Genomic DNA, 15,616 nt, shown 5'->3' with positions numbered 1-15,616 from the left:
TTTTTTACCTAAAATGCCCGAAGCTTTTGGCTGTCGGGCTGGGTTTCCTTTAATTATCTTGGAGGATTATCCATCGGAGGCTCACCAGGATTAACAGGATGGCAAACTGGATATTTCCCGCAATAACAAATCCCTGTGTTGTGAGGATAAGTGTTCGCACCACCTGGATATCCGCCAATTCCTCCATCCCCGGGATCTTCAACAGCCAAAACATTTGGCTTAGCCGGCGCTTTCAGATCCTTCTGGATCTCTGTTTTAGCTTTAACTTTTTCATCCAGTTTTACTTCTTCTTTTTTGCAGCTCGCACCTAGTGCAACCACAAAGACCATAAGGCCTATTAATAATTGTCTCATACTGCCTTAAGCCTCCACCCATTTACGGATGTAGGCAAGACTATTTTTTGAATAATTTTCTTTAGATTTTATAGCTGATCGAATCCTTAGTTCATAGGATTGAAATCACGAATTGACTTCTTACTGTTAAAGTCGCGAATTAGCTCGTCTACTTTGATTCCGAATGTATCAGCCATCTTAATCAAGATATCATAAGGGGCGTAAGCTCGGCCGGATTCGTAGGCAGCGATATTCTTTTGGTTAGATCCTATTTTTTCAGCTAATGCAGCCTGAGAGATTCTTTCGTTCTCTCTGAACCATTTCAGATTGGTGCTGAATGGTGATTTTGGTTTTAAACCGATTTCGACATTGGTTTTCATATTAATGGATTTAAATTGTTTTATTCTTTTGGAATACTATTTTGAGTTTTTTGCTCCGACATATCTTCAAAAATTACTGTAGATCTTATTTCATGCTTATGCTCAATTGGATTGTCTGCATCGCCGCTATGTTGTACCCTCTCTTTATACTTAGCTCCCTTAGCACCTTTAAGCAGGAAAATCAAAAGCGTATCGGAATATTCCCTTACCGTTCCAACTTTTACACCGCCCTGGTAGATCGGTTTAAGTGTTCCTTTGAAAGCTCGGCGCCTGGCTTCATCTTCTATGGCTTCAATCCCGATCTCGGCAGCCTCATCCCACGCTTTTGCGAACCCCGGCTCTTCTGATCGCCACCTGTACATGGTTTTACGATCAAGCTTAGACTTACGAGCTGCCTCGGTAATATTACCATATAAAGCAACATTTTCGAGGAAATCCGCCTGCTTTTGTTCATGGGTCCGGTTATCAGCTTTTTTAAGTCGTGGCATAGTCTTGTAAACTAAGTAAACAAATGTATGCAAAAATAATTAATTAAAAATTTTTATTGCAGATTTTATTAAATCAATTGTTTCGGAGGTGATGAGCTGATCAGGTGTTCGCCTGATGAGTGTCCAACCTTGCAAGGAAGCGGCGTTATACTTCTCCATATCGTTTTGATATCCCTTGCCTCGTGTGTGCCTTCCTCCTGTCCAAATTCCACCCTCACATTCTATTGCAATTTTTTTTTCCTCATTGGCATAATCAAATCTCCATTTTCGCTTTTTGTCAAATCGATACTCCATTACGATTTCGAAATTGAGCTGCAGCTTTACGAAATGGCAAAAGGCATCTTTCTGATCAGAATGGATTTTGGCAGGTCCCCGTTGTGACTTTTTTGTCTTTACGTCTGCAAGTCCAAGGGCGGAAGCTTGAGCAGGCGTGTAGAATACACCATCCTTTTCAATCCATCCCCGTTCGGTGATTGACTTGATCAGCTCTTTTGCTTGTTGTGGTTTCATTATTTCCTGCGATCTGGTGCATCCTTTCCGAATTTGATAATATTGAACATTTCGCGCATTCTGGACCTGATCCTGTAGCCGTAATCATCATCAATTTCTTTACTGTTGAGATTAGTTGTGATATGAAAGTCTCCAATCTTACGGCCGTCATAGATTTTGTAAATAATGTCCTGCATTACGTTTACCTGGTTGCCGAAGTTTCTTTTTGATTCTTCGGTGCCGAGATCATCAAAACATCTACCGGCATGAGATATTCCAAAATTCTTTTCTGGATAAACCTGTTGAAGTTGTGAATACTCGAACAGGGCATCAGATCCGTTTTTGCTGTAACTATCGGCAATGTTTCGGCAGTTTGTCACGGTAAACGGCCTAAATGTATTAACCTGGAACATTCTCATGAGCGAGGTCTTTCCACAACCAATTGGGCCGAAAAGAAGTAATCCCTTATTAAGCGAAAAATCATCTTGCATTTCGAACGATTGATCACCTGAAAAATAAAGGCATAATGTGTCAAATATTTCCTCGTTATGCTCATCAATAATAAAATCCGGGTTATTCATCAAAACCATTTTTTTTAATTCATCAAAATTCCATTTAGGATAAACAGGTTTTTGCAATAGTCGCTTGCTGTATTCTTCTGTTTTTAACCGGGCTTCTTTTGCACGCTTGGCATCGTGTATTGCTTTTGCCAGTTCCTCTTCGGTCAATTCAATGTGATCATAATTGGCCGAAATCTTTATCTCCGTTTTGATCGCCTTTGCTATTTCCTCCACTATTTTTGTTTCCATTTCCGTTATTTTTTTGATTGTTAAATTCTTCTTTTTTGTTTATCCATCCGGAAGCTGCGGACTTCCATTTTTGCATTTTGTTTTTGCCGACGTACCAGTTTTTGGAGGTATAGAAATCGACGAATTTTTTCGCTTCTTTTTGGCATTCGGTTTCGGTCCAAAAAGTCTCATTAATTTTTGATGAAAAGTATTCTTCTACCTCAGATTGTGAGGGCGGTGAAAATCTTTGATTTTTACTCTCTCTCTCTTCTTTACTATACTCTACTTTACTTTCTTTTTCTTTACTCTTCTTTACTTTAGGTATAACTAGCGCTTTTTTCTCGGTTTCTTGCGTCAATCTAGCGCTAGATTGACCGTTTTTGCCAGATATTTCACTCAATACATCGCTGTATTGAAAAATTAGATTGACTCTATTTCTGTAAGCATCCTTAACAGATTCTGTAAAATCTTCGCTCCAAATAACCTGATATTCTTCGTATAAATGCTTATCGAAAACTTCAAGTTTAACCAGATCTGAAATTATATTTTTAGCAATTTCATCACTTACTTTTAAAGCAGAAACCAGGTACATAAAAGTCATTTCATTAGCTATTTTTATGTAGTGGTTTTTAGCTTTCCCGAGCTCTTCCATTAATCTGTAGTAAGCACAGTAGCCATCATTTCCGTACTTAGTTTCTATCACATGCAGAGCTGCAGAATGATTGCATTTGTGCGGAAAATAGTCAACATCTTTTCTTTGTTCTCTAGCCATGCTATTCCTCCATTTTCATATTAATAGTTATTTTAATTTGGTTTTCTTTGGGTATTACGCCCAGGTAATGCTTTAATATATGACCTTCTACAGCGAGTGCGCTAACGTTGAACTTTTGGCCAATCTCTTTATAAGACTGGCCGTTCGCATACATCCGGCACATCTCTGATAATTCATAAGGTGTGAACCTGAATGAATGGTGAAGTGATCTATACCCGTTTTTCATCATGCTGTTTTCCTAGATTCTTTGTACTGTATCATAGATTGAATATTATCCTTCATTTGAAAAGTAATCCATTCAGGAGGCACCGCATTTCCAATTAATTGTATGGCATGCTTCTGTGAAAGTTTTAGTTCCGGATGGCTAAAGTAATCACGCGGAAATGTGCTACATTCAGCTAATTCCTCGGCTTTTAGAAACCTTACTTTAATGTCGAAATTATCCAGGATCGTAACTAGCTGATGTTTTAACTTACTCATGATGGTTGATATTGGTTGATCCAATGATTGATTATTTGTGCCCGGATTTCCATTGCTATTAAAGTAAGTTGTCAAAAATTGCATTTTTTCAACTCTTACCAATTGATGTACATCCCTGCAAGGAATGGTATTAATTGGTTCATCAAGACTATTGGATTGAATACTGCCTCCATAATACTGAACTACAAATGTATCCTCAACCTCGACTAACTGCTTGCTTTGCCTTGTTGTTTGAACTCCTAGCGGCTCATCAATGGACTGAATTTTATCGGAGTAACAATGATCCATGATGAACTGTAATTTTTCCAATGTTACCAGCTGTTTAATTTGCCAGGTTAGTTGAGTTTTCAACGGGCTATCTATGTTTTGGTACCCATCAGTATGGCAATGGTCCTGTAGAAACTGAGCGCCGTCAACAGTAACTAATTGATGCCTGTTGCTGGTGTCCACAGTTCTTAAAGGTTCGTCAAGACTATATGAACGCTCTGATTTTAAACCAGCATGATACTTACATAAGAACTGATATAATTCCGGATTTTGCTTTTTTATTCCGCCGGCAATACGCTTTTGACTGTTCGATACCAATGGTTTTCTCAAATGTTTCGGCAGTTTTTTATTGAACTTGCGTCCGAAAATACTCACGCCAGTATCTTCTAAATCAATAAACTCACGACAAGCTTTCCATTTCTTTTTTCCGTCCGTGCCATGCTCATTATGCGTACTTTCCGGAAAATTTATTTCGATACCTGGACGATAGAAAAAAGCAAAGTATCTCTTACGTCTAGTGGGTAATCCATCATCTGCAGCATTACGGATTGACTCTTTATATTCGTAGCCCAAATCCATGATAGCTTTTTTCCATCTTTCAAACTCAACACCCTCAGTGCCTTTTATTACTTTTCCATCTTCATCCAATACGGCCCACTTCTTGAAAGCCGGTACATTCTCAATGTGAATAACCAAAGGATTTAAGTGCGGTAAGTATCTGAAAAACTCCCATCCCATAGCGTAAGAGGCTTTATCCTTTATTTCATCAGTGTTAGCCTCAGTATGCGCATCACATTCTAATGAAGCCTGTACCAAGTGAACCGGCTCCATTTCTTTTTCATCTTGCATGTACACATCCGACCAATAAACAGTAGTTCCTTTGTTATGGAATGACGAGGTTTTTATGGCTATTGCATCATGGTTGAGTAGCCAAACTATTTTTATCCATTCCTTGAATGGTTCAAGCCCTTTAGATATTCCACCGCCTCCAGCAAAGAAAATTCCAGCTTTTAATTTTTCATTTTCGGCATCTACAAAACTTCCAAAATTAATATTGTATTGATTTTTGTTGATTCTCATCAGTACACCCCCGTTTCAAATAATGATCCCTGTTCACTTTGTTGTGATATAAATAATGATTGTTGTCTTTGGTACCGGGACAATCTATCTTGTGTTGCCATGAAATATTCTTTATCCAGCTCACAAGCAGTGAGATCATAACCATAATCATGGCATGCTATAGCGATAGATCCAGAACCTAAATGAGTGTCTAGAATTTTAAATCCGGGTTTTGCATAATTGGTAAGCAGCCATTTATGCAGCTCAATAGGTCTTTGATTTGGATGAATACATTTAATTCCAGTCTCCAAACCTTTCCTAGCTCCTGACCATTGAATTTGCACACGCCTCATTGGTATCTTAAAAGAAGTCCATGCCAGTTCACATTCTGACGTATTCATTTTCGAAACGTCTGATCCTTTATCCCAGACAATCCAGCTATTCGTTACCGGCAGGAGTTTTACAAAATAATTCCCGCCAAAAATTATTTGGTTTTTCGATACACGAAAAAGTTCACGAAAGAATTTAGGCTTTGGAGGCCTCTTATTCCATTCTTTTTTCCCATAATGGTATGTGTGCTTTTGTTTCATCCAAAAACTTCCAATGCCATAGGGTGGATCTACTATTGCAAGATCAAAATGCTTATCCGGATAACGAGCCATAAGACTCATATTATCTTCATTCGTTATGTTGATCATTTTTTTACTGATGAATTATTACTTGTTTGGATCTGACATGGAAGCGTCCAGTATGTTCACTTTCCAGAACCACTAAAGGACCGTTAGCATTAGCAATGACTTTACATACATCTCCTGCTTTTGCATAGATCAAAGGCAGTCCGTTTTTAACTACTACATTACTCACAATATCTTCCAATAATATAGCCTCGCCCTTAGATGGAATTTTTATAGCCTGTTTAATTGGTTGTAAATTTTCCTTTTTTACTGGCTTGGCCTCGTTTTTGGCTTTGTGCGTTGGCGGATTGTAATCCGGCAATTGGCTGAATAAATCCATGTTACTTATTTAAAATATTGATTAACGATTGGACTGTTGTAGTTTCGAACTCATCAACTGCACCACTTACAGTATTGGCGATTTCTCGTTTTTTCTGAATGAGATCGTATATATCTTCATCGATAGTATCTTCACCCAGGAAATAAGTACACATCACATTGTTTTTTTGGCCAATACGAAAACATCTATCTTCGGCCTGATCCATAATCGCTGAGTGCCAACCTTGCTCAATGAAAGCTACGTTTGAAGCGGCCGTAAGCGTTACACCTACACCTGCAGCTTTCAGGTTGCAAACAATTAGCATCATTCCCGGATCAGTTTGGAAGCGGTCAATAGCTGCCTGCTTCTGTGTCGTATCATCTTGGCCGGTAATTCGTACTGAGTGGGGAAATTCCTTTTGAACTGCTTCAATGATTTCTGTAAGGCTCGCAAACACGACCAATTTTTGTCCGCTTGCAAGCGTATCATGAATGAAATCGAATACATCCTTCAGCTTTCCACGGGCTGATATATTTTTAAGCACACCGATTTGCATTAGTATCTCAGCGTTCATGCTTTTTTCAATTTCGTGCGTGGTAGCATTTCGGTATTTAGCCAGGTAACTTGCTACGTTCGACTTGGCGTGATCGTATTCCTTGCGAGCTTCTTTTGATAATTGGCAAATTACTTTTTGTCGCATTTTGTCCGGCAGATCCTGAATGATATTCTTATCGGTTTTATTACGGCGATAGAAGCAATGTTTATTCAGATTGTAATTTAGCTCTTGTAAGTTCGATGCCTCACGGGGACCACTGCAGTAATGCTTCATAAAGAATTGATAACCGCCAAGTGTTTTCATGTGGTTCATGATGCCAAGCAATGCAACCAGATCCTGCGGCTTGTTAATCACCGGGGTTCCGGTTAAAAGCAAGATGTTTTCTTTGTCAGTGGTTAATCCCTTTACAATTTTGGTTGTTAAAGTGGCTAAGCTTTTTAACCTATGTGCCTCATCCGCAACAATCGATTTAAAGAAAGATTTATATTTCTCTTTAAAATGGATATGGTTAATTCTTAATGGTTTCTTTCTTCCCGTTTCTTCATTGATACCTGGGTCATCGATATGGTCTACAAAGTATTTTTTAAGGCTTTCATAATTTACTATAAACACCTGGGCCATACCTGCACGGTAATACTCCATAAAAGTATTTTTAATGCTATCAACCAATACCAAAGCTTTTGCACCGGAAACAGTAGCGAATTCACGCTGCCAGTTAATTTTTACCGATGATGGGCATATAACCAACGCCGGGTAAACAACTTCACCCATCTGGTGTAATCCGGCCAAAGCGGCAATAGCTTGGGAAGTTTTACCCATTCCCATATCATCACCACTAATTACCCGGCGTTTTTCCATCATGTACGCTACACCTCCTTCCTGAAAGTGAAACAACGGCCGTTTTAGGGTGATTGGTTGTTTAAGCTCAGGAAGATCCGGTATAATAAACTGTTTAGTGTTTACAACTTCCGCCTGACGGTCGAAATCGAGGCCGAACTTTTTCGCGAAGTCAGTAACCAGATCTTTATGAGATAAGGGCACTTTCCAGTATTTATTATTCCAATCCCATGAACGGTTAGGTAATGCTTTAACGGCGGCCAATACTTTAGGAATAGGCTTAAATTGCAAGGCAAAATGATCCGGCATTGTTTTTACTTCTCCTATATACATTTTGCCTCCATTTCTCTTAGCAGACTATTTGCTTTTCTGAATTTTCCTTTGTAGGATGCTACAGCTTTTTTTAACGTTTCGATTTCCTTAGCCCGGTCGCTAGCAAGTTGATTAAGGAATTTATTTTGGCGTTCCAATTCAATCCTATCTTTTGCCATTAACTCCATTGAATCGGCAATCCTAAGCAAGCATCCTACCTGAACCTCTTCATGTGTTACAAACTGATCGGCATTCTTTTTTACCGATATAGATTTTCGACTCTTCTCCCTGAGATCAACAATATGCACGCTCATCTGCAGCTCCTTTCTTTTTACTCACGATTTTTTTCGACATAATGGTTTTTATATTGGATGGTTAGTTAAAGAAGTCGGGGTATTTCACGTTCCCCCGACTATTGATAAAAGTGTTCTATGAGCCACGAATTCATTTTAAAAGAACGATTGCAGTAGTGATCTGACTTAGTATACCATGCCGGATTCGAACCGACACACACCGATTTTATTCGGTTGCTCTACCAATTGGAGCTAATGGCATTACCTGTGAATTGCCGGAAAGCTAACCGGCTACCATGTCGCTTTTTTAATCTAATTCATTCGCATCGGCCTGATCGAACATATCAAGTTGATTAGATGGTGCTATCTTACCATCTAAATACCTTAAAGCTTCATCACACAAATGCATTACCGCATGAGAAAACTCATCTTTCCATTGGTAATTACCATCGAATGAAATCGGGGCAGTTTCAATCTTCAATGTTCCGAATTGAGTGGAGCTCGTACCTTTCATGGAGCATGTTGCGCTTGAACTATCGTAATTAATCTTCACACCTTCCAGTTTGAAAAGCATTAAGAAATCAACATCATCATCAAGTGCCGGAAGATCTGCTTCACGACCGCCTAATTGATTAGCAAGGATTGCATAGTGAGCCCGCAGGATTTCCATGGCATGTAATAAATCTGGATGAGGCAACGACTTTACGTCAGATTTATCATCAGAATGGATCTCGATATCTTCGCGCTCATCTTCTGTGATATCTTCGCGCTCGTCAGGAATAGATATTGTTTTTTCGAACCTAACATCTACGCCTCCATGGCTTTTCAGCATTACACTTGTAATCCTGCGTGTGATGGCGACTTGTACGCCTGTGTCTACTGTTAATGTATTCATGTAAAAAATTATTAAGGTAAAAGATCATCTTCAAAATCAACATCGTTGACATTTCCCGAATTCAACTGAAGTATTTTATCATTAAAAGTTTTGATGTTCCATCTTTCGATTGGCTGGGTTTGAAGCATTTCAGCTTTAGCCTTAACTACTTCCTCTGTAACAGGGTTTATTGCGTAAATAGCTGCAGCCCCATAAAACTTTGTAAAAGGTCCGTTCTTGCTTGTTTCGGGAACGTCCACTCTTAGCATATTGGTTCCGGCAATATTTTGTTCAGTGCATTTGCCAGCAATTTGTGAGTGGCCGAATAGCTCTACTATACACCACAGGTTTAATTTTTCGTTTTCTGTATTCATTTTTATTTATGGGTTAAGTATATCAGGGCTATGATTATGATAGCCGCCAATACTGATTCAATTACTTCTTTAGTGTTATCGTCCATGTTTAAAAGTTTACAAATTCAGGATCTGATTCATAGTCAGCGCCTTTTGGAAGCTGATTCAATCTGTTTAAAGATTGCTGGTCGGGTGTAGGAATTATTAAAGGAGCATCTATTTTTTGCGAAGTAAATTGTCCTACGATATTCCTGGATATATAACTCCCAACACTTTCCGCATTGATTAATCCAATCGCCGCATCATTAGTGATTTCTTTATAGAAATAGCATGAACCACTTTTGAATTGCACAAATAATTCTTTCGTGTCCTTATTCACGCCATAAAATGACACATTACTTGATGGCTTAGATTCGATGGTGAAACCATCAAGTAAAATACTTACGCAGTATTGTTTTTCGTTTAGTGTTACTGTTTTCATTGTTTATGGTTTATAATTATTGGGGCATGTGCCCATTAAACGGTTAACTTGGTTCTCTGCCTTAGCATCTTCGTATTGATCTTCTGTCAGATTTTTAGTAAGCTCTTCTTCAAAAGCTTTAACACTCTTTTTAAGTGCAATGAAAATCGGTTCGTCGGCCAGTTCATCATTAACATATTCCCGGCAAAAAGACAGAATAGACAATGCATCATAAGGCGAAAGCTCTATTTTTACTTTTTCCATCGCTTACTTAATTGGTGCGATTATTAAAATGATTATGGCTACTGCGATTGCCAAATAAATTGCTTTGGCGTAATCTGATGTTAATAGTTTTTTCATTATGCTGTTGGTTTAATGTCCATTATGTTCGTCTTGTGGGCAGTCGTACAATTCATAACCAAGACGATCGATAAGCCTTTTTGCACGATCAGATACTTCTTTATCTATTTTGTCACCGCCCTCATTTAGGTAGATACTTAGTGCTACGGTAATCAGGCTAACATCTTTGTAATGAAGCTCTGTATTAATCTTTTCATTTATATTAAATCCCATTATGCTGTTAGTTTAAGACCGTCAAAAAGCATCCAGTATTTGAAAGCCAGTTCTTGGTATTGGGCTTTACCCAATTCATATAACTGCCTGGCTTCGGTGTTTAATGGAGCTTTCCGATCAAGGAAAATTTTAAAAACTTGTTTATTTACTTTGCTGATCCCGATTAACACATCCTTGTCAATTCCCTCTAAATCCATATACCAGGCACGGGATCTGAAATAATCGAAAAGGTGACATGCAGCATAGAACTGTTTTAAGGTTTGGGCGGTGGTACTTTTGATATCGCCGCCCATCTTAAAACCTCTTGCTAACAGGTCCCACTTGCAACGAACGCCAGCGCTCAACTGAAACTGAAAACCGTTATACTCGATATCGAAATTGTAGTTCATCGTTATGGCTTGATAATCCGAAGCATCATTAAGCATTTTGCAAAACGGATCTTTTAAAAAGGCTTTTTTCATTGCAGCTGCGGTATCAAACTCTTCCTGGGTAAACTGGTAATCGCAATACTGAACACGTAGCCTGTAGAAGTCTACCTTTTCGATTTCAGTTATCATGTTATCAAGCAAAGTACCGTTGGCGTAAGCCCTTTCTTTATTCCCGATTTCTTCTCGGGGATAAAGCAGGTTTTTAAGTGCTGACAGATCAGAGTTTGAAATTTCAGGACGTCCGAAGTATGGATCTTGTGGCATGATTATTTAGTTACGACTGCTTTTAAATCCTCGATATATTGTACGTAAGGGTTATCAATGAACAGCGATCCACCTTTAATGCTGGCCTTTTTCTCAGCAAAAGCTTTTAGCTGCTTCATCGTTTTCTTTTCTATATCAGCAGAAGACAAACCTTTTCCCTCATGCTCGAACCAGAATAAGAAGATAGCACCCCAACCCTGAGCATCAGAAACCTCTATCCCATAAGATTCTTTAACTTTTGATTGGGTATCTGCTAATTGAGCAAGCTCTGCCTCTTTATTAAAAGCTGCAGCGGCTTCTTCCATTTTCTTTTGATCTTCGATACGCTTCTCATCTGCAGCTTTCTGAGTGGCGAGATCTGCTGCCAATTGATCATCTTCACGTTGTTGGCGTTCAGCTGCTTCTTTTTCCAAGCGTTCTTTTTCGGCGGCACTCGATTTGGCAATAGCTTTTAATTCGTTTATGCGAGATGGAATTTTATCTAACGCGTCTGATTTCGCTACCTCCATGTTTTCGGTAAAGTTGGCCGATAGTTCGTTGTATAGCGCATCACGTTCCTCGGTGATTAATGCGTCCAATTCCTCTTTTGATAAATGAACAGCGAAGAGAGTTGGAACCAGTTCATTAAACTTATCTACCGGATAATTTACCTTTACATTGTTGATGGTAGTTTTGATATCATCAACGTTTTCAAGCGTAAGGGCGTTAAATTTATCTGATACAAATTTTTTAAAACTGAATAACTTTGTATTGTATATATCCCGGATCTGTTTAGATATTTCGGCGCGCATAGCAATAACTTCCTTTTCTTTTTGCTGTTTAGCCAATATCTCGGCTTCTTTCTGTCTTTGGATAGCTGCTTTCTCTTTTGCCCACTGATTACGTAATTCCTGAGCTTTAGAAAAGTAAGATGTAGGCTTAGCCGGATCGATTTCGGCCTCCATTCCAGTAAATACTTTCGCCATTTTAGTCATAAGCTGAGTGATAGGCGATCTTCTACTGTTCATCAATGCCAATGCGTCTTTTGCTTTCACCTGCCAGTCGTTAATTTCTTTATCGAGTTCATCACTCATGCCAGATGCAGCGGTATCAATTAGCATTTGGCCTTTGGCAAGGCATCTTTCAAGTAAGCTTTGATTTTTAGCTAAAACATCACTGGCAGTAGCCATGATGTTAGTAATCTCTTCGACTTTGATCAGTTCTTGTGTTGGTTGATTTAATGTTTCTGTTGACATGGTTTTTATATTTAATTGTTAAAATTGGAATGGTTAAGGCAGCCGGTCGCGTAGACTAAATAAAACCGCTTTATCCGGCCGCCTGGGTTTATAATTGGGTTAATTAAAAAGTTGGCTCTTCTGGGTCGTTTGATTGGTTTATTGTTACAGTTAAAGGGGCGCTTTCCGACTTTGCCTCATTCAATGCCGCATCAAAGTCATCTTGTTCCTGTTCTGGCAATTCTTCATGTGAAACATCCTCGGTAAATTCAGATGTATCGAAGCCCTGACGGATTGCGGATTCTACAGACGGGACGAAGTTTTCAGGTAGGGTTTGATTTGTAATCACCCTAGGGAAAAGCTTAAAGGCATGCTTAAGGATTTTGCCTTCAAAGAATTTTTTATCAATCTGGCCTCCCTCTGGCTTAACAAGGCGTGCACTCTGGCCAGAACCTTGCCACTCATAACCATACAGTACATTGGTTTTGCCTTTGTTCTTTTTGGTAGACGCCTTTTCCCATGAGGAAACATCTTGCATATCGAATGTTTTGAATTCTCTGGTTCCATCTGGATACTCTAGCAGAATAAAACCGCCAACTATTCTTGATTCAGGAGTTCTTTTGCCTTTGGTCCATTCAACCATGGTTCTGCCATCTTTTACCGATTCGGTATAGGTATCGCAGTCATAAACCACAATTGGACTTCCGGCATGCTTAACCTGCCCCGTTTCTACCCTGATCTTTTTCTCTCCATAAGGTGACGGTTGAGCTATAGCCTCTTTAATCCATACTGGGTTGTCTTTGGTTCCGATATTCCTGTTGCCAGGTATCAGATAAACATCTGGCTGACTGCCGCCTTCAAAACTCAACTTCCAGCCACCGACCTGCATAAGAGCCACAAAAAGCGACATCGGTGTACAGGCTGCCAGCTCTTCGCTTTCGTTGACCCTCTTGGTAAAGTTGTCAATCTCACGCTCATAGTAGGCTACCGCATGATCGTTGCTTGTTCTATAAACAGCCATGAACTTATTTACAAAGTGCTGGCCGATGTTTTTGTCTTGTAGGACTTCTAAAGGAGTTAACCCCTTAATGTAATCTGTTGTTACTGCGATTTGATTTGACATGGTTTTTATATTTATGATTATTTAAAAATTATTGCTCCTATGATTGCCCCGGCGAACATGATCGCGTAAACAACCCTATCGATGATTACCCAATTCACGCTAAAAAATGCAAACCGGTAATTATTGCAGCAAGCAAGGCCGCTACAGTGAGATTTCTAACCAAAGCCGACTTCTCTTCTTTTATTTCCTCCTTGTGTTGTTTAGTTAAATGGTTAAGGAGAAGTCTATCATAAACCTCTTGCTTATGATTTTGCGATATCGTATTTCCAATCTTTTCCATTTTTTGATTAATTAAGGTTCCAATTAAAAGATTCATATTCAGCTTTAGCTTGTTCAGCTTCTTGCCTTTGTTGCTCACTGTAGTAAGCTTGTTGATCAGCTTCATACTGATCTTTTAATTCCTTTTCTAAAAGCTCATCTTTCAGAAAATTTTCAAAATCAGCGTTTTTATTAGCTTCTTTTTGATAATAGTTTTGTACTTTTGACATGGTTTTTATATTTACTTGATATAAGTGGATGTAAATTATAAGCCTCGGCCTTCGACATCCGAGGCTTTTTTGGTTTTTATATTTCAAGTTTTTCGCGCATCCGCTTCACAAAACCTTCTTCAGTCAGACCGTAGGACTCCAAGGCCTTTTTGTACTTAATCCATTGAATCCGGATATCTTTTATATATGCCAGTTCGAGCGGATTAGCCTTTACTTCCTTTGGTTTAGGTGCGCTATTGATATAAGCTATCTTCATGAGATAATCTATTTATGACACCACACACGGAATTTTCCCTTGATCTCATTTCCTAAATCATCGATGGCTTTACCAGTTTGAAACTCCTTGCCATTCGCTTCTTTATGAAAATGCTGGCTGATTGCAGCCTTTACAGAATTCGCAAATTCATTATCTATCAAAGCACTTTCACCAGCTTCCATAACTCCCAGTTCTGCTTTCCAATTATGTTTTATTGGTGCGGGGATTCCTTTTTCAATTTGGATTGTTGACATATTTAATGTTACTTTGGTTATTATTATTATTCAAATGTAAAACATTTATGAAACAAATGCAAAATATATTTTCACATTTTTTATTAACATTTATTTCACATTTATAAATACCAATGAAACCTTATACGGAACGCTTCTTAGAAATTGCAAATTATTTAGTTGAAAGAAAGGTAGTTAACTCATTCAATGCACTGGCATTGGACCTCGGAATGAAATCTTCTCAAATGAGCGGAATTAAAAATGGAAACCTAGATTTTCCAATGAAATATTTAGATGTATTGGAAGAAAAATACAATGTAAATAAAGAATATGTGCAAGGTTTATCAAAAGAGATGTGGAATATTTATAAAGGAAATGTAAAAAAACATGAAACAAATGCAAAACATTTAGCCGAAATACACTACCCAATTGAAGGCCAAGAAGAAAACCCTTATATAGAATTACCAAACGGCCAATACTTAATGGTGATTCCGCTCGTACAGGAATATGCCTATGCGGGGTATTTGGCTGGATATAAAGATCCAGAATACATTGAACAATTACCTAAGCACACATTAATCGTTCACAAAAAGCACTCAGGCCGATACTTATCAATCGAAGCATTTGGCGATAGCATGGATGATGGATCTAAAGAAAGTATTGAAGATGGTGACATCATAACCGGCCGGGACTTACCCATGCACCATTGGACTAACAGATTCCATATTAATCAGTATAAGTACTGGATCATAGTGCACAAAACAGATGGCATATTAGTAAAAAGAATTTTGAAGCATGACTTCGAAAATGGTATTATTCTTTGCCAATCTTTAAATCCTGATAAAGACCGGTACCCAGATTTCGAAATTAATCTTAATGATGTTAAGCAAATGTTGAACGTAGTTAATATTTCTAAACCGGTAAGATAATGATACAGCATAACCAGGAAACAAAAAACGCTATTAAGGCTATTGACGTAATTAAACGGCTGGGCATCGCTGATTCGGATGCTGACATTGCAAAGTCGATAAACTACAGTAAGCAAAGCCTTAACAACGCAAGAAATGCCCTAAGAAACTTACCGTTAAAATATTTAGATATTTTGATTTCAAATTACCATCTGAATCCAAACTTCATTTATAAAAATAATTTACCCGTTTTCGATTCTAAGGGACCTTTCGATAAATACAACAACCTGGCAGATCCAAGCAATCAGGATGTAATGGATATCTTGGACAGGATTGAGAAAAACCAGGTTAAAATGATGGAATTACTTTTAAAATTAGTTCAGAAATAGGGCTATT

The 15,616-nt window shown here is 38.4% G+C and carries 25 protein-coding genes and 1 tRNA gene; 2 read left to right on the top strand and 24 right to left on the bottom strand.

Features of this window, described 5'->3' with window-relative positions; translation table 11 throughout:
- Nucleotides 1-53 precede the first annotated feature (53 nt).
- The 24 genes from GGQ60_RS08155 to GGQ60_RS08040 all read right to left on the bottom strand — a co-directional run bounded on the left by GGQ60_RS08155 (nt 54) and on the right by GGQ60_RS08040 (nt 14,333).
- The gene (locus tag GGQ60_RS08155) at nt 54-353 is read right to left on the bottom strand and encodes a hypothetical protein (RefSeq protein WP_183762178.1); all 300 of its coding nucleotides are present in this window, start codon (nt 351-353) and stop codon (nt 54-56) included.
- Between the two features lie 86 nt (nt 354-439).
- The gene (locus GGQ60_RS08150; protein WP_183762175.1) at nt 440-712 is read right to left on the bottom strand and encodes a helix-turn-helix domain-containing protein; all 273 of its coding nucleotides are present in this window, start codon (nt 710-712) and stop codon (nt 440-442) included.
- 20 nt (nt 713-732) lie between these two features.
- Nucleotides 733-1,200 carry a terminase gene (locus GGQ60_RS08145; RefSeq protein WP_183762172.1) on the bottom strand — a complete coding sequence of 156 codons (468 nt, stop codon included), beginning with the start codon at nt 1,198-1,200 and terminating at the stop codon, nt 733-735.
- Between the two features lie 39 nt (nt 1,201-1,239).
- A complete protein-coding gene (locus GGQ60_RS08140; RefSeq protein ID WP_183762169.1) occupies nt 1,240-1,710 on the bottom strand; it encodes a PDDEXK family nuclease in 471 nt (156 codons plus the stop codon).
- A complete protein-coding gene (locus GGQ60_RS08135; RefSeq protein ID WP_183762166.1) occupies nt 1,710-2,498 on the bottom strand; it encodes a P-loop NTPase family protein in 789 nt (262 codons plus the stop codon). Before GGQ60_RS08135 ends, GGQ60_RS08140 begins: the two co-directional genes overlap by 1 nt.
- Entirely contained in the window at nt 2,428-3,249 is an 822-nt protein-coding gene (locus GGQ60_RS08130) for a DUF4373 domain-containing protein (RefSeq protein WP_183762163.1), read from the bottom strand. The genes GGQ60_RS08135 and GGQ60_RS08130 overlap by 71 nt, the downstream gene beginning before the upstream one ends.
- 225 nt (nt 3,250-3,474) lie before the next feature.
- Nucleotides 3,475-5,076 carry a DNA cytosine methyltransferase gene (locus tag GGQ60_RS08125; RefSeq protein ID WP_183762161.1) on the bottom strand — a complete coding sequence of 534 codons (1,602 nt, stop codon included), beginning with the start codon at nt 5,074-5,076 and terminating at the stop codon, nt 3,475-3,477.
- On the bottom strand, nt 5,076-5,753 hold the full coding sequence (locus GGQ60_RS08120; RefSeq protein WP_183762159.1) for a DNA methyltransferase: 678 nt from the start codon (nt 5,751-5,753) through the stop codon (nt 5,076-5,078). The genes GGQ60_RS08125 and GGQ60_RS08120 overlap by 1 nt, the downstream gene beginning before the upstream one ends.
- 4 nt (nt 5,754-5,757) lie before the next feature.
- Nucleotides 5,758-6,069: a hypothetical protein gene (locus GGQ60_RS08115; protein WP_183762157.1), complete on the bottom strand. Its 312-nt coding sequence runs from the start codon at nt 6,067-6,069 to the stop codon at nt 5,758-5,760.
- A 1-nt stretch (nt 6,070) separates the two neighbouring features.
- On the bottom strand, nt 6,071-7,774 hold the full coding sequence (locus GGQ60_RS08110; protein ID WP_183762155.1) for a DEAD/DEAH box helicase: 1,704 nt from the start codon (nt 7,772-7,774) through the stop codon (nt 6,071-6,073).
- Entirely contained in the window at nt 7,765-8,067 is a 303-nt protein-coding gene (locus GGQ60_RS08105; protein ID WP_183762153.1) for a hypothetical protein, read from the bottom strand. Before GGQ60_RS08105 ends, GGQ60_RS08110 begins: the two co-directional genes overlap by 10 nt.
- 169 nt (nt 8,068-8,236) lie before the next feature.
- Nucleotides 8,237-8,308: transfer RNA gene (locus GGQ60_RS08100), tRNA-Leu, on the bottom strand.
- Between the two features lie 45 nt (nt 8,309-8,353).
- Complete coding sequence (locus GGQ60_RS08095) at nt 8,354-8,941, bottom strand: hypothetical protein (protein WP_183762151.1); 588 nt, start codon at nt 8,939-8,941, stop codon at nt 8,354-8,356.
- Between the two features lie 11 nt (nt 8,942-8,952).
- A complete protein-coding gene (locus GGQ60_RS08090) occupies nt 8,953-9,294 on the bottom strand; it encodes a hypothetical protein (RefSeq protein ID WP_183762148.1) in 342 nt (113 codons plus the stop codon).
- A gap of 88 nt (nt 9,295-9,382) precedes the next feature.
- Entirely contained in the window at nt 9,383-9,754 is a 372-nt protein-coding gene (locus tag GGQ60_RS08085) for a KTSC domain-containing protein (protein WP_183762144.1), read from the bottom strand.
- Nucleotides 9,755-9,757: 3 nt separating this feature from the next.
- The gene (locus GGQ60_RS08080) at nt 9,758-9,997 is read right to left on the bottom strand and encodes a hypothetical protein (protein WP_183762141.1); all 240 of its coding nucleotides are present in this window, start codon (nt 9,995-9,997) and stop codon (nt 9,758-9,760) included.
- Nucleotides 9,998-10,105: 108 nt separating this feature from the next.
- Nucleotides 10,106-10,306 carry a hypothetical protein gene (locus tag GGQ60_RS08075; protein ID WP_183762138.1) on the bottom strand — a complete coding sequence of 67 codons (201 nt, stop codon included), beginning with the start codon at nt 10,304-10,306 and terminating at the stop codon, nt 10,106-10,108.
- The gene (locus GGQ60_RS08070; RefSeq protein WP_183762136.1) at nt 10,306-10,998 is read right to left on the bottom strand and encodes a hypothetical protein; all 693 of its coding nucleotides are present in this window, start codon (nt 10,996-10,998) and stop codon (nt 10,306-10,308) included. The genes GGQ60_RS08075 and GGQ60_RS08070 overlap by 1 nt, the downstream gene beginning before the upstream one ends.
- A 2-nt stretch (nt 10,999-11,000) precedes the next feature.
- A complete protein-coding gene (locus GGQ60_RS08065; protein ID WP_183762132.1) occupies nt 11,001-12,233 on the bottom strand; it encodes a hypothetical protein in 1,233 nt (410 codons plus the stop codon).
- 103 nt (nt 12,234-12,336) lie between these two features.
- Nucleotides 12,337-13,335, bottom strand: coding sequence for a recombinase RecT (locus tag GGQ60_RS08060; RefSeq protein WP_183762129.1), 999 nt, complete (start codon nt 13,333-13,335; stop codon nt 12,337-12,339).
- 94 nt (nt 13,336-13,429) lie between these two features.
- On the bottom strand, nt 13,430-13,615 hold the full coding sequence (locus tag GGQ60_RS08055) for a hypothetical protein (RefSeq protein ID WP_183762126.1): 186 nt from the start codon (nt 13,613-13,615) through the stop codon (nt 13,430-13,432).
- A 7-nt stretch (nt 13,616-13,622) separates the two neighbouring features.
- Nucleotides 13,623-13,823 carry a hypothetical protein gene (locus GGQ60_RS08050; protein WP_183762123.1) on the bottom strand — a complete coding sequence of 67 codons (201 nt, stop codon included), beginning with the start codon at nt 13,821-13,823 and terminating at the stop codon, nt 13,623-13,625.
- A gap of 76 nt (nt 13,824-13,899) precedes the next feature.
- Nucleotides 13,900-14,079, bottom strand: coding sequence for a hypothetical protein (locus GGQ60_RS08045; RefSeq protein ID WP_183762120.1), 180 nt, complete (start codon nt 14,077-14,079; stop codon nt 13,900-13,902).
- A gap of 8 nt (nt 14,080-14,087) precedes the next feature.
- A complete protein-coding gene (locus tag GGQ60_RS08040) occupies nt 14,088-14,333 on the bottom strand; it encodes a hypothetical protein (protein WP_183762117.1) in 246 nt (81 codons plus the stop codon).
- 113 nt (nt 14,334-14,446) lie between these two features.
- Here GGQ60_RS08040 and GGQ60_RS08035 point away from each other — a divergent pair, with 113 nt between their 5' ends.
- Entirely contained in the window at nt 14,447-15,241 is a 795-nt protein-coding gene (locus tag GGQ60_RS08035) for a hypothetical protein (RefSeq protein WP_183762114.1), read from the top strand.
- Nucleotides 15,241-15,609: a hypothetical protein gene (locus GGQ60_RS08030; RefSeq protein WP_183762111.1), complete on the top strand. Its 369-nt coding sequence runs from the start codon at nt 15,241-15,243 to the stop codon at nt 15,607-15,609. Before GGQ60_RS08035 ends, GGQ60_RS08030 begins: the two co-directional genes overlap by 1 nt.
- Nucleotides 15,610-15,616: the final 7 nt, after the last annotated feature.

The organism is Pedobacter zeae, from assembly GCF_014196715.1.
In the GTDB taxonomy this organism is placed as follows: Bacteria; Bacteroidota; Bacteroidia; order Sphingobacteriales; family Sphingobacteriaceae; genus Pedobacter; species Pedobacter zeae.
This window is presented reverse-complemented; position numbering and strand designations above follow the sequence as displayed.

Excerpts from the sequence above, each read along its gene's own strand:
- GGQ60_RS08155 (WP_183762178.1), bottom strand. The coding sequence starts at position 353 with ATGAGACAATTATTAATAGGCCTTATGGTCTTTGTGGTTGCACTAGGT.
- GGQ60_RS08150 (WP_183762175.1), bottom strand. The coding sequence starts at position 712 with ATGAAAACCAATGTCGAAATCGGTTTAAAACCAAAATCACCATTCAGC.
- GGQ60_RS08145 (WP_183762172.1), bottom strand. The coding sequence starts at position 1,200 with ATGCCACGACTTAAAAAAGCTGATAACCGGACCCATGAACAAAAGCAG.
- GGQ60_RS08140 (WP_183762169.1), bottom strand. The coding sequence starts at position 1,710 with ATGAAACCACAACAAGCAAAAGAGCTGATCAAGTCAATCACCGAACGG.
- GGQ60_RS08135 (WP_183762166.1), bottom strand. The coding sequence starts at position 2,498 with ATGGAAACAAAAATAGTGGAGGAAATAGCAAAGGCGATCAAAACGGAG.
- GGQ60_RS08130 (WP_183762163.1), bottom strand. The coding sequence starts at position 3,249 with ATGGCTAGAGAACAAAGAAAAGATGTTGACTATTTTCCGCACAAATGC.
- GGQ60_RS08125 (WP_183762161.1), bottom strand. The coding sequence starts at position 5,076 with ATGAGAATCAACAAAAATCAATACAATATTAATTTTGGAAGTTTTGTA.
- GGQ60_RS08120 (WP_183762159.1), bottom strand. The coding sequence starts at position 5,753 with ATGATCAACATAACGAATGAAGATAATATGAGTCTTATGGCTCGTTAT.
- GGQ60_RS08115 (WP_183762157.1), bottom strand. The coding sequence starts at position 6,069 with ATGGATTTATTCAGCCAATTGCCGGATTACAATCCGCCAACGCACAAA.
- GGQ60_RS08110 (WP_183762155.1), bottom strand. The coding sequence starts at position 7,774 with ATGTATATAGGAGAAGTAAAAACAATGCCGGATCATTTTGCCTTGCAA.
- GGQ60_RS08105 (WP_183762153.1), bottom strand. The coding sequence starts at position 8,067 with ATGAGCGTGCATATTGTTGATCTCAGGGAGAAGAGTCGAAAATCTATA.
- GGQ60_RS08095 (WP_183762151.1), bottom strand. The coding sequence starts at position 8,941 with ATGAATACATTAACAGTAGACACAGGCGTACAAGTCGCCATCACACGC.
- GGQ60_RS08090 (WP_183762148.1), bottom strand. The coding sequence starts at position 9,294 with ATGAATACAGAAAACGAAAAATTAAACCTGTGGTGTATAGTAGAGCTA.
- GGQ60_RS08085 (WP_183762144.1), bottom strand. The coding sequence starts at position 9,754 with ATGAAAACAGTAACACTAAACGAAAAACAATACTGCGTAAGTATTTTA.
- GGQ60_RS08080 (WP_183762141.1), bottom strand. The coding sequence starts at position 9,997 with ATGGAAAAAGTAAAAATAGAGCTTTCGCCTTATGATGCATTGTCTATT.
- GGQ60_RS08075 (WP_183762138.1), bottom strand. The coding sequence starts at position 10,306 with ATGGGATTTAATATAAATGAAAAGATTAATACAGAGCTTCATTACAAA.
- GGQ60_RS08070 (WP_183762136.1), bottom strand. The coding sequence starts at position 10,998 with ATGCCACAAGATCCATACTTCGGACGTCCTGAAATTTCAAACTCTGAT.
- GGQ60_RS08065 (WP_183762132.1), bottom strand. The coding sequence starts at position 12,233 with ATGTCAACAGAAACATTAAATCAACCAACACAAGAACTGATCAAAGTC.
- GGQ60_RS08060 (WP_183762129.1), bottom strand. The coding sequence starts at position 13,335 with ATGTCAAATCAAATCGCAGTAACAACAGATTACATTAAGGGGTTAACT.
- GGQ60_RS08055 (WP_183762126.1), bottom strand. The coding sequence starts at position 13,615 with ATGGAAAAGATTGGAAATACGATATCGCAAAATCATAAGCAAGAGGTT.
- GGQ60_RS08050 (WP_183762123.1), bottom strand. The coding sequence starts at position 13,823 with ATGTCAAAAGTACAAAACTATTATCAAAAAGAAGCTAATAAAAACGCT.
- GGQ60_RS08045 (WP_183762120.1), bottom strand. The coding sequence starts at position 14,079 with ATGAAGATAGCTTATATCAATAGCGCACCTAAACCAAAGGAAGTAAAG.
- GGQ60_RS08040 (WP_183762117.1), bottom strand. The coding sequence starts at position 14,333 with ATGTCAACAATCCAAATTGAAAAAGGAATCCCCGCACCAATAAAACAT.
- GGQ60_RS08035 (WP_183762114.1), top strand. The coding sequence starts at position 14,447 with ATGAAACCTTATACGGAACGCTTCTTAGAAATTGCAAATTATTTAGTT.
- GGQ60_RS08030 (WP_183762111.1), top strand. The coding sequence starts at position 15,241 with ATGATACAGCATAACCAGGAAACAAAAAACGCTATTAAGGCTATTGAC.